General features: G+C 68.5%; 17 protein-coding genes. 2 read left to right on the top strand and 15 right to left on the bottom strand.

Annotation, left to right across the window (positions count from 1 at the left end):
- Window positions 1–51: 51 nt before the first annotated feature.
- From J7654_RS18345 to motA, 14 genes are all read right to left on the bottom strand, one after another.
- Window positions 52–633 (bottom strand): MotE family protein, encoded by a 582-nt coding sequence (locus J7654_RS18345; RefSeq protein WP_245195448.1) that lies wholly within the window; start codon window positions 631–633, stop codon window positions 52–54.
- A 1-nt stretch (window position 634) separates the two neighbouring features.
- Entirely contained in the window at window positions 635–1,837 is a 1,203-nt protein-coding gene (locus J7654_RS09600; protein ID WP_245195447.1) for a flagellar basal body P-ring protein FlgI, read from the bottom strand.
- Window positions 1,837–2,331: a flagellar basal body P-ring formation chaperone FlgA gene (gene flgA / locus J7654_RS09595; RefSeq protein ID WP_209735692.1), complete on the bottom strand. Its 495-nt coding sequence runs from the start codon at window positions 2,329–2,331 to the stop codon at window positions 1,837–1,839. The genes J7654_RS09600 and flgA overlap by 1 nt, the downstream gene beginning before the upstream one ends.
- Entirely contained in the window at window positions 2,331–3,116 is a 786-nt protein-coding gene (flgG, locus tag J7654_RS09590; protein WP_209735691.1) for a flagellar basal-body rod protein FlgG, read from the bottom strand. The genes flgA and flgG overlap by 1 nt, the downstream gene beginning before the upstream one ends.
- 12 nt (window positions 3,117–3,128) lie before the next feature.
- Window positions 3,129–3,443 carry a flagellar hook-basal body complex protein FliE gene (fliE, locus tag J7654_RS09585; RefSeq protein WP_209735690.1) on the bottom strand — a complete coding sequence of 105 codons (315 nt, stop codon included), beginning with the start codon at window positions 3,441–3,443 and terminating at the stop codon, window positions 3,129–3,131.
- A 2-nt stretch (window positions 3,444–3,445) separates the two neighbouring features.
- A complete protein-coding gene (flgC, locus tag J7654_RS09580) occupies window positions 3,446–3,865 on the bottom strand; it encodes a flagellar basal body rod protein FlgC (RefSeq protein ID WP_209735689.1) in 420 nt (139 codons plus the stop codon).
- A 6-nt stretch (window positions 3,866–3,871) separates the two neighbouring features.
- Window positions 3,872–4,252 (bottom strand): flagellar basal body rod protein FlgB, encoded by a 381-nt coding sequence (gene flgB / locus J7654_RS09575; RefSeq protein WP_209735688.1) that lies wholly within the window; start codon window positions 4,250–4,252, stop codon window positions 3,872–3,874.
- Window positions 4,253–4,439: 187 nt separating this feature from the next.
- Window positions 4,440–4,883: a hypothetical protein gene (locus tag J7654_RS09570; protein WP_245195446.1), complete on the bottom strand. Its 444-nt coding sequence runs from the start codon at window positions 4,881–4,883 to the stop codon at window positions 4,440–4,442.
- Window positions 4,884–4,972: 89 nt separating this feature from the next.
- Window positions 4,973–6,061, bottom strand: a complete 1,089-nt coding sequence (gene flhB / locus J7654_RS09565) for a flagellar biosynthesis protein FlhB (protein ID WP_209735687.1) — start codon at window positions 6,059–6,061, stop codon at window positions 4,973–4,975.
- 47 nt (window positions 6,062–6,108) lie between these two features.
- Window positions 6,109–7,137, bottom strand: a complete 1,029-nt coding sequence (locus tag J7654_RS09560; RefSeq protein WP_209735686.1) for a FliG C-terminal domain-containing protein — start codon at window positions 7,135–7,137, stop codon at window positions 6,109–6,111.
- 7 nt (window positions 7,138–7,144) lie between these two features.
- A complete protein-coding gene (gene fliN, locus J7654_RS09555; protein WP_342451467.1) occupies window positions 7,145–7,483 on the bottom strand; it encodes a flagellar motor switch protein FliN in 339 nt (112 codons plus the stop codon).
- 110 nt (window positions 7,484–7,593) lie between these two features.
- Window positions 7,594–7,932 carry a hypothetical protein gene (locus J7654_RS09550; RefSeq protein WP_209735684.1) on the bottom strand — a complete coding sequence of 113 codons (339 nt, stop codon included), beginning with the start codon at window positions 7,930–7,932 and terminating at the stop codon, window positions 7,594–7,596.
- Window positions 7,913–8,848 carry a FliM/FliN family flagellar motor switch protein gene (locus J7654_RS09545; RefSeq protein WP_209735683.1) on the bottom strand — a complete coding sequence of 312 codons (936 nt, stop codon included), beginning with the start codon at window positions 8,846–8,848 and terminating at the stop codon, window positions 7,913–7,915. Before J7654_RS09545 ends, J7654_RS09550 begins: the two co-directional genes overlap by 20 nt.
- Before the next feature lie 15 nt (window positions 8,849–8,863).
- The gene (gene motA / locus J7654_RS09540; protein ID WP_209740396.1) at window positions 8,864–9,739 is read right to left on the bottom strand and encodes a flagellar motor stator protein MotA; all 876 of its coding nucleotides are present in this window, start codon (window positions 9,737–9,739) and stop codon (window positions 8,864–8,866) included.
- A 200-nt stretch (window positions 9,740–9,939) separates the two neighbouring features.
- Here motA and flgF point away from each other — a divergent pair, with 200 nt between their 5' ends.
- Window positions 9,940–10,665 (top strand): flagellar basal-body rod protein FlgF, encoded by a 726-nt coding sequence (gene flgF, locus J7654_RS09535; protein WP_209735682.1) that lies wholly within the window; start codon window positions 9,940–9,942, stop codon window positions 10,663–10,665.
- Complete coding sequence (locus tag J7654_RS09530; protein WP_209735681.1) at window positions 10,662–12,005, top strand: FliI/YscN family ATPase; 1,344 nt, start codon at window positions 10,662–10,664, stop codon at window positions 12,003–12,005. Before flgF ends, J7654_RS09530 begins: the two co-directional genes overlap by 4 nt.
- Window positions 12,006–12,026: 21 nt before the next feature.
- Here J7654_RS09530 and J7654_RS09525 read toward each other — a convergent pair whose 3' ends face one another.
- The gene (locus tag J7654_RS09525; RefSeq protein WP_209735680.1) at window positions 12,027–14,459 is read right to left on the bottom strand and encodes a putative bifunctional diguanylate cyclase/phosphodiesterase; all 2,433 of its coding nucleotides are present in this window, start codon (window positions 14,457–14,459) and stop codon (window positions 12,027–12,029) included.
- Window positions 14,460–14,494 lie beyond the last annotated feature (35 nt).

Below are 14,494 nucleotides of genomic sequence, written 5' to 3'. Positions count from 1 at the left end.
AGCCGGAGAGAAGGAGCACCGCCGTCAGGCAGGCCGAGGCGCGAAGGAGGCTCACGAGCGGGCCTCCCCGCCGACGCCGGCCGTTTCGAGGTCCGCGCTGCGGTCGGTGCGCTTCACGATGAGGCCGGCCAGCTCGGAGGCCACGGTGGCGGGCATCTCGGTCATGATCGCGCTGGCCTGGCGCGCCTTCAGCTTGGCGATGATCGCAGCGGCGGCTTCCCGGTCGATGCCCGCGAGCTGGGCGGCGGCGGCGTCCGGACGCATGGTCGCGTAGATGTCGAGCATGATGGAGGAGGTGGAGCGCAGGAAGGCCTCGCGCTTGTCGAGCCATTCCTGGTACTCGGCGCGCTTGGCCTCCAGCTCGTCGATGCGCTTGTCGACCTCGGCCTCCAGCTCGCGCAGGCGCTCGCTCTGCAGGGCCTCGCGGGCCTCGCGGGCGGGGTCGGCGATGGCGGTGCAATAGCGCTCCACATCGCTGAGGACCACCGGGGCCACCGATTGCTCGGTGCCGTCCTCGCCGATCACCCGCACGCTCTGGCGCGGCTGGAGGGGCGCGCCCTCCTGCGCCAGGACGGCGGGGGCGAGGGAGGAAAGGAGGGTGAAGCCCGCAAGGGCGAGGCGGACGCTTTTCATGTCACTGCACCACGAGATCGGCCTGGAGGGCGCCTGCGGACTTGATCGCCTGAAGGATCGCGATGATCCCGGTGGGGCGGAGGCCGAGGCGGTTGAGGCCGCGAACGACCGAATCGAGATTGGCGCCCTGCACGAGGGCGAGCTGACCCCCCTCCTGCGCGGCATCGACGACGGTGTCGGCCGTCACCACGGTCTGCCCGTCCGAGAAGGGCTCGGGCTGGGAGATGACGGGCATGTCGGTGATGCGGACCGTCAGGCTGCCATGGGTCACGGCGACGGTGGAGATCTGCACGTCCTTGCCGATGACGATCGTGCCGGTGCGCTCGTCGATCACCACGCGCGCCGTCTGGTCGGGCTCGATGGTGATGTCGCCGATCTCGGCCAGAAAGCGCGTGGAGGAGAAGTCGGCCGGCCGCGTGAGCGTGACGGTGCGGATATCCTGCTCGCGGGCCACCGGCTTGCCGTATCGCGCCTTCGCGAAGGCGTTGATGGCGTCCACCACGCGGATCACCGTGCGGTAGTCGGGGTTGCGCATCTCCATGGTGATGACGGGGCTTTCAACATCGGGGCGCGAAACCTCGCGCTCGATGAGAGCGCCGCTGGGAATGCGCCCGGCGGTGGGCACCCCCTGCGTCAGGGTCTCGTTCACGCCCTCGCCGGTGAAGCCGGAGACGGCGAGCGGCCCCTGCGCCACGGCGTAGATCTCGCCATCCGCGCCGTAGAGCGGCGTCATGATCAGCGTGCCGCCCATGAGGGAGGACGCGTCGCCCAGCGAGGAGACGGTTACGTCGATGCGCGAGCCGTGGCCGGCGAAGGCCGGCAGCTCCGCCGTGACGACAACGGCCGCCACGTTGCGGGTGCGCGGGTTGGCCGAGCGCACATTGACGCCCATCCGGTCCAGCATCGACTGGAGCGACTGCTGCGTGAAGGGCGAGTTGCGCAGGCTGTCGCCCGAGCCCTGCAGGCCGATCACGAGGCCGTAGCCGACGAGCTGGTTCTCGCGCACGCCCTTGACGGTGGTCACGTCCTTGATGCGCACGCCGGCGGTGCGGCGCGCTTCGGGGGAGCGGTTGAGGTTGGAGAAATGCTCGCGCGCGCCCATGCCCATCTGGCCGGACGGGCCGAAATAGTCTGCGGCGCGGGCCGGCACGGCACCCAGCGCCAGCGCACAGGCCAGGAAGAGGGACAGGGCGCGATGCGACATCAGTTGACGACCTCGATGGACCCGTCGGCGGCCACGATACCGGAAATGGTGACGCCGGAATCGGCGTTGCGCACGCGCACCATCTGCCCCTCGCCGGCCGAGGCCAGCGGCACGCCGACACCCGCGATGGACAGGCCCGGCTCGCGGTAGACGATGGTGACCGGCACGCCGGCGCGCACCACGTCGGGCGACTTCAGGTCCGACAGCATGATGGGCTTATTGGGCAGCAGCGTGCGGGCGGCGACCTTGTCGCGCAACATGCCGCGCTCGACCACGTAGGAGGCGAGGCTGGCGCCCGGCACGCGGAAGCGCGCCGAGATGATACCCCGGTCCAGCACGTTCTGGCCCGGATAAACGACGGCGGCGGGAACCGGCAGGTCGATATCCGCCGCCCAGGCGCGAACCGGGATGGCGAGGAGGATGAGGGCGAGCACGAGGACGCCCGCGCCGTAGAGCGCGACGACGACCGTCTCGCGGGCCGAGCCTTCGCGCATCAGCGGATACCCTTGGAGACGATGCCGGCCATTTCGTCGGCGGCCTGGATGACCTTGGAGTTCATCTCGTAGGCGCGCTGCGCCGAGATGAGCTCGGAAATCTCCTTCACCGGATCGACGTTGGAGCTTTCCAGATAGCCCTGCTTGAGGATGCCATAGCCCGGATCGCCCGGAACGCCGGCGACCGGCGCGCCGGAGGCCAGCGTCTCGCGGAAGAGGTTGCCGCCCTCGGCGCGCAGGCCCGCCTCGTTGGCGAAGGTGACGAGCGTGAGCTGGCCGAGCTCCTGGTCCTCCTCGCCGTCGAGGCGCGCGAAGACCTGGCCGCTGTCGTTGACGATGACCTCGATGGTCTCGGCCGGCACGTCGATCGCCGGCTCCACCTGGAAGCCGTCGAGGGTGACGAGTTGCCCGTCGGCATTGGTGTTGAAGGCGCCGTTGCGCGAATAGAGGATGTCGCCGCCCGGGCCCTGGATCTGGAACCAGCCGGCGCCGTTGATGGCCAGGTCCAGCCGGTTGCCCGTCTGCTCCAGCGCGCCCTGCAGATGCACGTTGCGCACGGCGGCGGTGCGCACGCCCAGGCCGATGGCCGCCCCCTCGGGCACCACGTTCTCGCCGCCTCGGGCGGGCACGCCCTGCATGCGTTCGATCTGGTAGAGAAGGTCGGTGAACTCGGCGCGCGCGCGCTTGAAGCCCGTGGTATTGATGTTCGCGATGTTGTTGGCGATCACCTCCACATTGGTCTGCTGCGCGTTCATGCCGGTGGCGGCGATCGCAAGTGCTCTCATCGTCTTAAGTCCTCAGATCGCCATGCGCGAGATTTCGAGATAGGCGGAGACCACCTTGTCGCGCAGCGCGACGGCGGTCTGGAGCGTGCGCTCGGCATCCATCACCGCCTCGACGACGGCCTGGGTGGAAGCGCCGCCCTGGACGCCCTGGATCGAGACGGTCTCGGCCGTCTTCAGGCTGGTCATCGCGTTGCCGGCGACCTCGGCCATGACGGCGGAGAAGTCCGCCGGCATCGCGCCTTGGGCGGCCGAGGCCGCGGACGGGGCCGCCGCGGAGACGGAGCCGGTGTCGAAACGGGGGAAGGAGGCGCCGATGGCGGGGATCATGGTCAGTTCCTCATCAGGTCGATGGCGAGGTTGATGAGCTCGCGGGCCTGCTTCACAACCTGGAGATTGGCTTCGTAGGAGCGGTTCGCCTCGCGCATGTCGGCCATCTCGACCAGCATGTTGACGTTGGGCAGCTTGACGTAGCCCTCGGCGTCGGCGGCCGGGTTGCCCGGGTCCAGCTCCTTGCGGAACTCGGCCTTGTCCGTGCCGATATTCGAAACGTGCACAAGGCTCGCGCCCGACAGCCGGTCCATCTCGCCGGCGAAGGTCACGGTCTGGCGGCGGTAGGGGTCGGAGCCCGGCGTCTGCCCGGTGGAGCGCGCGTTGGCGACGTTCTCGGACACGATGCGAAGGCGCGTGGACTGCGCCTCGAGCGCGGAGGCGGCGATCTTGAGCGTGGAGGAGATCGGATCGGTGGACATGCGGCGTCAGCCCCGGATCGTGGTGAGGAACATGCGGTGGAAGGCCTTTGTGATGGAGGTGTTGAGCGCGTAATCGCGGGCGATCTCGCCGGATTTCAGCATCTCCTGCTCCAGGCTCACCGTGTTGCCGGAATGGGTCACGTCCCAGCGATCGGCGGCGCGCTCCTCCACCCCGCCGGCGCGCCCGGCGGCGGCCGCCAGATGCATGCGGTCCGTGCCCGCCATCTGGAGGCGGGTCGTCTCCAGCGTCTCGGAGAAGCTCTTGACGTCCTTGGCGCGGAAGCCCGGCGTGTCGGCGTTGGCGACGTTCTCGGCAACGACGGTCTGACGGTTCGTCAGCCAGTCGGCCTGCCGCGCGGCAAGCCCGAAGAGATAGATTCCGCTCATGTCCGGCCCTTCAGAACTCGGCGATCGTGGTTAACCGTGTTCTAAAGATAGGCACTTGTGCGAAGCTTGTCCTATTAAGAAGAAATGGAACAGCTTTGCGCGCGTTAACTTGTCATTAACAATATAATTAAAGGAACGTTAACTCGGACGGCGCAGGCGCGCCGTCCGGGGATACTTTCGACGGCCTTCAGCGCGCGGGATGATAGCGGGCGGATTCGATGGCCGCGCGCAGGCGCTCGGTGTTGGCCTCCGGCGCGGCGTCCGGCTCGGCGAAGGCGATGTAGGTGATGCGCACCGAAGCGTTGGTCGCCGTCAGCCCCAGCCGGAAATGCGCCGTCACCCCTTCCGATCGAAACTCGAGGTCGAGGTCGATGGAGGGCGGCGTTCCCCAGGTGAGGTGGATGTCGCCGCCATTGCCGAAGATCAGCGCGCCGGGGCGCAGATAGAGCTGGCTGGAGCTTTCCACGAGGTCGGCGATGTTGCCGAGCTGGTCCATGCGCAGGAACGCCACATAGTCGGCGACGTCCACCAGCCGCAGCTCGGCCGCGACTTCCTTGACCGCGCCGGCCAAAAGCTTCTCGCGCTCAAGGGAATGCTTGTTCCGGATATCGAGCATGGCGTGATAACCCATGAGACGCTTTCTCTGTTCTTGCGACTGCTGACTCTGCCGGCGCCCTGGCGTAGGGCTTCTCCCACGGGGCACGGGTTCCGCCTTCCGGATCAGGCGGCCCCGACGTCCATCCTCGCCCCATCCCGCGTATGCAGGTAGTAGATGAGTTCGGCCACGGCCTTGAAGAACTGTGGCGGAATCATCTGGTCGACTTCGACATGATCGTACATCGACCTTGCCAATAGCTTGTCTTCGATCACCGGAACGTCATTTGCTTCGGCGATCTCGCGAATCTTGAGCGCCACGAGGTCCGTGCCCTTGGCCAGGACGGTCGGCGCGCCGCCCTCCTCGCGCACATAGCGCAGGGCGATGGCGTAGTGAGTCGGGTTGGCGATGACGAGCGTGGCCTGCGGCACCGCCGCCATCATGCGCTTGCGCGTGCGATCACGCGCGATCTGGCGCTGGCGCGCCTTGACCATCGGGTCGCCCTCGGCCTGCTTGTGCTCGTCCTTGATCTCCTGCTTGGTCATCTTCAGGTCGCGCCGCCAGTGGACGCGCGAGAAGACCAGGTCGGCGGCCACGAGGACGATGGTGGCGATCGATACGGCCGAGAGAAGCTGCATCGACATGGACAGGATCGTCTCGGGCAGTTGCGCCGGATCGGAGAACATGGTGCCGACGGCCGCCTCGAGATCGCGCACCAGGAACATCGAGACGATGACCGAGATGGCGCCGAACTTGAACAGCGCCTTGCCGAACTCGGTGAGCCCGCGAAAGCCGAACAGGCGCTGCCAGCCCGAGCGCAGCGAGACGTTGGACCATTTGGGCCGGATGCGCTCCACATTGATCTGCGGCGCGTTCTGCAGGATGGCCGAGAGGATGCCGGCCAGGATGAAGAAGCCTGCGGCCGGGGCGGCGAACCGCCCCATCTCCAGCCCCGTCATGTGCAGGAGGTGCAGCGCGTCGCGCCCCGTCGCCAGATCCCATTGCGAGGGATTTTCGAACGTGGCGCGCAAGGAGGCCGAGAGGCGCTCTCCGACGTCCTGGAACTGGAAGGAGAGGAACGCCATGGCGGCGAACAGGGAGCCGAGGATCGGCGCCTCGCGCGAGACGGGCAGGTTGCCCTTCTCGACGGTGTCGCGGATCTTCTTCTCTGTCGGCTGCTCGGTTTTCGAGCTCTTCTCGGCGGATTCGGACACGCGCGCCCAGCCTTACCAATGAAACCGGCGGGGGGCACGCATTCGGGTCAGGCTTCCTCTTCACCGACGAGGGCGATGCGGCCTTCGTTCGCAAGGCGCAGGGCGAGCGAGGCGATGGAGCGGCGCGCCGCCGCCACGTCCTTGGGGTCGAGCGCGCGCGGCTGCGAAAGCTCGGCCTCCACCATGCGCCGGGCGCGCGCCGCGAGGGAGGAGAGGACCGTCTCCTTCAACTCGTCGCCAGCACCGGTCAGGGCCGTGATGACGGTGTCGGAGGACACGTCGTCGAAGAGCACGAGCCTGGCCTTCTTGGTCAGCGAGGGCAAATCGTCGAAGGAGAAGATCAGGCGCCGGATGGCGGCCGCCTCTTCCGGTTGGCGCTCGGCGATGGTCGCCAGAAGCTCCTCGGCCTGCGCCTTCTCCATCCGGTTCACGATCTCGGCCAGGTTGCGGTGGCGCTCGTCGCGCCCGGCGCGGTCCGTATCGGCGATATAGGCCTGGCGCAGGCTCGTCTCCATCAGCGCCTGCGCGGCCGGCGAGAGCGGCTTGACGAGCAGCATCCGGCGCAGGATCTCGTTGCGCAGCGGCGCCTCGAACACCGCGACCACGCCGGCCGCCGCCTCGGGCGTCAGGCGCGTGAGGATGATGGCGACGAGCTGCGGGTGCTCGCGCTTGAGGATGTCGCACAGGGCGGCGATGCCCATCGCCTCGAGCTGCTCGAAGAGGGGCATCTCGAATTCGGCCGCGGGCATGCCGCCGCCGTCTTCCAGCACCGCCGAAAGCTCTTCCTTGGAAAGCGATTCGAGAAGCAGCTTCTCCATCTGCCCGTCGAGGCCGATGAGGCCGGGGCCCGTCTTGAAGGCCTCCTGGAACTCGCCGACCAGCTCGTCCAGCTCCTCGGCCGAAACGGGGGACTGGCCTGCCGCCGAGCGCCGCAACATGCGGATCTCGGCCGGCGACAGGTGCTTGATGAGGCGCGAGGCGCCGCTCGGCCCCATGGCCAGGAGAAGCACCGCGGCGCGCGCGGGGCCCACGATGCGCGCCGGCGCGCCGAACTGGTTGTAGGTGCCGAATTCCATCCGCCTATCAGCCCGTCACGGAGCGGCCGCGGGCGGGCCGCGTTCCAGGCGAGACGATCTCGGTCAGCGTGATGCCGAAGCGTGTCTCCTCATTGTCGAGGACCACGACCTCGCCCCGCGCCACGACGCGGCCGTTGACCATCAGGTCCACCGGGTCGCCGACATTGGTGTCGAGCTTGACCACGGCGCCCCGGCCGAGCTTCACGAGGTTGGCCACCGGCATGACGGCGCTGCCCAGGACGACCTGCATCTTCACGGGGATGTCCATGATGAGGTCGAGATTGGGCTTGGCCTCGGCGACCGCCTCCTCCTCCTCTTCCTCGACCTCGATAAAGGGGGTCTCCATCGTCAGCTCGTCGTCGTCGTTCATCAGTCGGCTCGCATCGTGAAAATCATCGGAAGAATGGGTGATGAAGGCTTAGCGCCCCAGGCTGGCGCGGGGCCGATGGCGGCCGTTCAGGCCGCCAGCTCGGCGCGGCGGGCGCAAGCCTCGGCCTCCTCGGCGAGAGCGAAGCGCAGGTCGGCCACGCGGATGGCGTAGTCCAGCCGCTCGCCCTCGGCGCGGGCCTGCGCGATGCGCTCCTCGAGGCCGCCGATCGTGCGCACGCCCTCGCTCTTGAGCATCACCACGGCATGGGCGGCGCGGTTGATGGAGGCCTCGGAGGCTTCCAGCGTGCGGCGGAACTCGGAGTTCTCGCTCCTCAGGAGGCGCAGCTCGCGATAGAGCACGCCGGTGCGCCAGGCCGTGGCCGCCAGGGCCAGAACGAGGATGGCATCAGTGAGATAGGATATCATCGATGAACTCCTCGGTCGGGTCGATCTTCTCCTCGATGCGCACGAGGTAGGATTCGCGGTCGCGGCCCATGCGGCCCCGGAAGAGGCGCTGCTCCTCGCACTCGACGGTGATGAGGCTCTCGGTGCCGGTGTCGAGCACGATGGTCTGGCCCACGGTGAAGCGGGCGATCTCGCCGAGCGTGGTGGAGCGTTCGTCCAGCAGCGCGCGCAGATGCATGTCCGCGTGCTGGAGCCCCTCCTCCATGTCTCGCGCCCAACCCTCGTCGGCCAGGGCGGGTGCCGGCTCGGGCAGCCGGTCCAGCTTGCGCCGGTGGAGCGCGAGGGCGGCCTGCGGCAGGGCCACGCGCAGGCGGGCCTTGAGGGTGCCGACATGCACGCGGAAATTCATCTCCACGAAGATCTGCGGCTCATCCTCGCACATCTGCGACAGATGCTCCTCGATGCCCTCCCCCATCAGCTTCTCGACCGCCATGCCCGGTGCCATGATCGGCTCGAACACGCGGTTGCCGTGGGAGACGAGGCGTTCGGCGAAGAGGTGGCAGAAGCGCCGGTCCAGCGCGCTCAGCGCCCGGCCGGAAGGACGCCCTGCCCCGCCGTCACCGCCGAACAGGCCCTCGACGACGACGTCGGCGACTCCATCCTCGATCATGACGAGGGCGGGGCGCGGCCAGCCGGGCGAGGGCGCCAGGGCCATCAGCCGCACAGGGCTGGCGAGCGGCTCGCCCGCGCGAAGGGCCAGCGAGGAGGCGCCGGTGAATTCGATCTGCGGCGCCTGGCCGAACTCGGCCGCCAGCATCTGCGCCACGCCCTGCGCCCATTCCGCCCCGAGGGCGCGCAGGCGAGGCAGGCGGTCGGGCTCGACACGGGCGGCGGAGCGAAGCTTGGCGCCGATATTGCGTTCTGCTGTCAGGACCATGGTTCAGGCCCCCGCTCAGGCGGCCTGGGCGGCAGGAGCGCCGCCGCCGATGGTCTCGGACTCCACCTGGTCGATGGACGGCCGGTCATAGGCCGAGATGGTCTTGCGGCCGTATTCCAGCGCGACCTGCGGCATGGCGCCGTTCATGTAGGCGATCAGCGTCTGCTTCACGATGACGTAGAGGCGCAGCTTCTTCTCGCGCACGCTCTTCACCTTGCCCGCGATGGGGCCGACGACGGCATAGGAGAAGAAGATGCCGGCGAAGGTGCCGACGAGCGCGGCGCCGATGAGATGGCCGAGCACTTCGGGGCTCTGGTCGAGCGCGCCCATCGCCTTGACGATGCCGAGCACCGCCGCGACGATGCCGAGCGCGGGCAGCCCGTCGGCCATTTCCTGAAGCGCGTGCTTGGGCTTCATGGAATCGCGGCTGATGGTCTGGATTTCCTCGTCCATCAGGCTTTCGATCTCGTGCGGGCGCACATTGCCGATGATGATGAGGCGGCAGTAATCGCACACGAAGCTCGTCATCGCCTTGTCCTTCAGGATCGAGGGGAAGGCGGTGAAGATGGGCGAGGTCTCAGGGCTGTCGATGTGGTTCTCCACCTCCGAGCGCGGCTTGGAGCGCATTTCGCGCATCAGCGAGTGGAGGAGCCCGAGCAGGTCGAGATAATCGCGCTGCTTGGGCACCTCATTCTTGAACGCTTCCACCGTCGCCTTGCCGGCGTCCTTCACGACCTTCATCGGGTTCGCGACGAAGAAGGTGCCGATCGAAGCGCCGAGAATGATGACGTATTCGAAGGGCTGAACAAGGACGGCTATATTACCGCCCATCGCCATGAAGCCGCCCAGAACACAGGCGAGCGTCACGACGAGTCCCAGAACGATACCCATAGCTTCCAAATCCTGTTGCAGTGCCTCCAAGCGGTCTACGGAGAGCGACTTGCGCGAGCCTGTCCGGCCCTTGCGGCGCAGGAGGAACCTTTCCATGCGGGCGTCTAGGCTGGGACAAGCTCGCCGGGCCATGGTCGCGGAACGATGGTGACGGCGCGCCCTGCCCGTCCCACTTTCCTCCTCATTTCAGCCGAGTGTCCATGCAAACCTCCCTGCCGGTCGCCCTTTCCGCCCAGATCGCGATGGAGAAGCGGATGGAGACCATCGCCAACAACGTCGCCAATGTCGGCACGGCCGGCTTTCGCGCCGAAGAGGTGAAGTTCGAATCCTACCTGTCCACCACCGCGCGCAGCCGCACGGCCTTCGTCTCCTCCGGCGAGACCTTCATCTCCACCCGTACGGGGCCGATGAACCAGACCGGCAACGAGCTGGACATGGCGATCTCGGGCGATGCCTGGTTCGCGTTCCAGGGCCCGAACGGCACCGCCTATACCCGCGACGGGCGCATGAAGCTGAGCGAGGAGGGCGAGCTCCTGACCCTGACCGGCCGCCCCATCCTCGATGTCGGCGGCGCGCCCCTCCTCGTCGATCCCGCCGGCGGCTCCATCGCCATCGCGCGGGACGGGATGATCACGCAGAACGGCGCACAGCTCGGGGCCGTGGGCCTGTTCCAGATGCAGCCCGGCACGCAGCTCTCGCGCACCGACACCTCCGGCGTCCTGCCCGACCGCGCGCCGACGCCGATGCTCGACTTCAACGAGGTCAACGTGGTGCAGGGCTTCGTGGAGGGCTCCAACGTCAACCCCATCCTGGAGATCACGCGGCTGATCGAGGTGCAGCGGGCCTTCGAGCAGGCCGCCAACCTCACCCAGACCTCCGAGCGCTCGCTCGATAGCGCGATCTCGCTGCTCGGGGCGCCCAAGTGACGATCGCCGCCCCGGCGCCGCAGGAGGCGTCGGCTTCGTTTCCGGGGCTGGACGACCCGACCATCCGCATCTGCGGACAGATCGTCGATGTCAGCGCGCAATCCTTCAAGGTCGCGGGGCTCTCGCCCTTCGTGCGCCTGGGCGACTGCGTGGCCTGCGAGGGCCCGGACGGGCCGGAGCTGGGCGAGGTGGTGCGGGTGGAGGAGAGCGCGGCGACGGTCAAGCCGTTCGCGGTCGGCTTCCGCTCCGGCGTGCGCACCTCGGTCTGGCGCGCCGGCCCCATCACCGTGGCGCCGGCGACGAGCTGGCGCGGGCGGGCCGTGGACGCTTTCGGCCGCCCCTGCGACGGGCTCGGCCCCATCGAGCAGGGCCCGCGCGCGGCCGTGGCGGACCGCCTTCCCGACGCCGCAATGAAGCGCGGGCGCATCAGGACGCCGGTGAAGACCGGCATCAAGGCCATCGACATCTTCACCCCGCTGGTCAAGGGCCAGCGCATGGGCATCTTCGCCGGTTCTGGCGTCGGCAAATCGACGCTGATGGGAATGCTGGCGCGCGCCAGAGGCTTCGACACGGTGGTCGTGGCGCTGGTGGGCGAGCGCGGGCGCGAGGTGCGCGAGTTCCTGGAAGAGACGATGAAGGGCGAGCTTTCGCGCGTCGTCACCGTGGTGGCGACCGGCGACGAAAGCCCGATGATGCGCCGCCTCGCGCCCAAGACAGCCATGTCGGTGGCCGAGCATTTCCGCGACCTCGGGGAGGATGTCCTCCTCATCGTGGATTCGGTCACGCGTCTTGCCCATGCCGCGCGCGACGTGGCGCTGGCGGCCGGCGAGCCGCCCGTGGCGCGCGGCTATCCGCCCAGCGTCTTCTCCGAGCTGCCGCGCCTGCTGGAGCGGGCGGGGCCGGGCGCGGAGGGCGCGGGCACGATCACCGGCCTCTTCGCCGTGCTGGTGGACGGCGACGACCATAACGAGCCTATCGCGGACGCGATCCGGGGCACGCTGGACGGCCATATCGTGCTGGACCGCGCCATCGCGGAGGAAGGCCGGTTTCCGGCCATCGACGTCCTGAAATCCATCTCGCGCCTGGCCGAACTCGGCTGGAGCGGGGGCGAGCGCGACCTCGTGAGCAAGCTCAAGGCGATGATCGCGCGCTTCGAGGACACGCGCGACCTGCGGCTCCTGGGCGGCTACCATCGCGGCGCCGATGCGGGGCTCGACCAGGCGGTCGATCTCGTGCCGCATCTGTATTCGGCGATCTCGCAATCTCCGGCCGACACGGTGCCGGCCGACGCCTTCGAGGACCTTTCGAGGATGCTGAAGGCGGGCATGGGCGTCGCCTGAGGGCGCTCGGCCGACGATGCCTCAGGCGCGCTGCCGCGCGGCGGGCGCCCCTTGCGCGAACTCGCCCTGGGCGAAGGCGGAATTGATGCGCAGGATAAGCCGGGCCAGATCGGCGGCCGGTCGGGGCCGGCTGAAGAGATAGCCCTGCATCTCGCGGCACCCTTCCTGGCAGAGCCGTTCGAACTGCTCCGGCGTCTCCACGCCTTCCGCGATCACCGACATGTTCATGGCCGAGGACAGGCCGATGACGGCCCGCACGATGGCCGCGTTCTCCGCCTTGTCCATGGCGCGCACGAAGGACTGGTCGATCTTGATCTTGTCGAAGGGAAAGCGCGACAGATAGCCGAGCGAGGAATAGCCGGTGCCGAAATCGTCCATGGAGATGGTCAGGCCCAGCGCGCGCAAGGCGCGAAGCGTGGCGAGCGTGCCCTCGTCATTGTCGAGGAACAGCGATTCCGTCACCTCGAGCTGAAGGCGCTGCGGGGCGAGGCCGGCCATCTTGAGGGCCGTGCGGATGTCGTCGATGAGGCTCGCGCTGCGGAACTGCACAGGCGACAGATTGACCGACAGGGTGAGGTCGCCCGGCCAGCCGGTGGCCTGCCGGCAGGCCTCGCGCAGCGCCCAGACGCCCAGCTCGTCGATCAGGCCCACCTCCTCGGCCAGCGGGATGAAGGTGCCGGGCGGCACCATGCCGCGCACGGGGTGGCGCCAGCGCATCAGCGCCTCGAAGCCCGAGACACGCCCGCGCGTCACGTCGATGAAGGGCTGGTAGAACAGCTCGAGCTGGTCGCTGCCGATCGCGGCCCGGAGGTCGGCCTCCAATTGCCGCCGCTGGTCCATCTCCTGGCGCATGGCGGATGCGAAAAGGCAGACCGAACCCAAACCCTGCCGCTGCGCATGGGCCAGCGCCAGCTCCGCATCCTGCATGACCGTGTAGGGGTCGAGCGGCACGCGCTGGCCGCGCGCCTTGATCTGCACCATGCCTATGCTCAGGCTGGCCGGCAGTGTGCTTCCCTCCACGGAGATCGGCGGCCGGCAGGCCTGCCGGATATCCGCCGCCAGCGCCTCGCAACCGGCTGGCTGGGGCAGGCCCTTCTGGACGATGGCGAAATCGTCCGCGCCGATGCGGGCAAGATAGCCGCGGTCGCCGATGCAGGCCTCGAGCCGGGCGGCCACCTCGCGCAGCACCGCGTCGCCGACGGCGTTGCCATAGGTGGAATTGATGCCGCGAAAGCCGTCGATGTCGAGGCACAGGACGCCGATGTCGCTCTTCTGGTTCTCCCGGCGAAGCGCCGCGTTCAGGTGGTCGTGGAAGCGGATGCGGTTGGGAAGCTGCGTCAGCGCGTCGCGCCCGGCCAGTTCCTCGATGCGCCGGCGCGCCTCGCGCTGCTCGGTCACGTTTTCCACGGTGATGATCGCGCCCCGGCCGTCGAGGCCCATCCGGCGCACCTCGATGACCTGTCCGTCCGGCGTCTCGCGGACCACCACCTCCCCGCCCTGGCCGGAAAACAACGGCTCCAGCTCGGGGTCGGCCTGCAGCTCCTTGGCCGTCACCTGCGTGCCGAGATAGGAGAAGATGCGCCGGAAACTGTCATTGGCGGCAACGAGGTTCCGCTTTTCGTCCAGCATGCAGAAGCCCTGCGGCATGTTGCCGATCGCGGCCTCGAAGCGCCGCTTCAGCTTGTCCACCTCCTCCTTGAGCGCGGCCGTGCCGGCGGCGAAGCCCTTTTCGCGCTCGGCCTGGCGCTCGCGCAAGCGCGACTGAAGGGAGACGAGCGCGCCGAACAGCTCGGTGAAAGGCCCCAGCCCCCTTTCCTCGATGGGCGCGGACGGGTCGCTCTCTATGGAGCGCACGGCCTGCGCGGCGGCGCGCACCGGCCGCGCCACGCTGGAGGAGAGGTAGGCCGCCACCAGAAGCCCCATCAGCAGCAGGCCCGCCAGCCCGCTCGCCTGGATCTGGAAGGCCTGCGCGTATCCCGCGTTGCTGCGGTTTCGCAGTTCCACGATCTCGTTCTGCATGTCGGCGACGGCCGTGTCGAAGAGGGCGCCCGCCGCCGCCAGCTCCCTGCGCATCAGCCGGGCGCTGACATCGCCCTGCGCCGCCTTCAGGCGGCTGAGGATGACGCGGATCTCCTCCATGGTGCCGATCACCGCGCTGCCGGGAGGAACGGCGGGCGCCAGATTGCCGAGGCGCAGCAGGATATCGTTGAACTCGGCGGTAAAGGGGCGGCTGCCAGCGCCAGGCATGTCCTGCGCCTCGGCCAGGCGCAGCGTGAGCGCCTCGGTGCGCGCCTGCGCCGCCTGGAGTGCGGACAGGGGCTCCACGCCCCAGGTGAAGATCCGGGCGCCGATCTGGCTCGCGCCGGATTGCACGAGCTGCGACTGGACAAAGGAGCCGACCGCGATCGCAGCCAGCAGAAGGCCCCCGAAGAGCAGCTTCGCGTTGATGGACATGAAGAAGCCTGCGGGGCGCCTCACGCAACAAAGAA

The organism is Aureimonas populi (assembly GCF_017815515.1).
In the GTDB taxonomy this organism is placed as follows: Bacteria; Pseudomonadota; Alphaproteobacteria; order Rhizobiales; family Rhizobiaceae; genus Aureimonas; species Aureimonas populi.
This window is presented reverse-complemented; position numbering and strand designations above follow the sequence as displayed.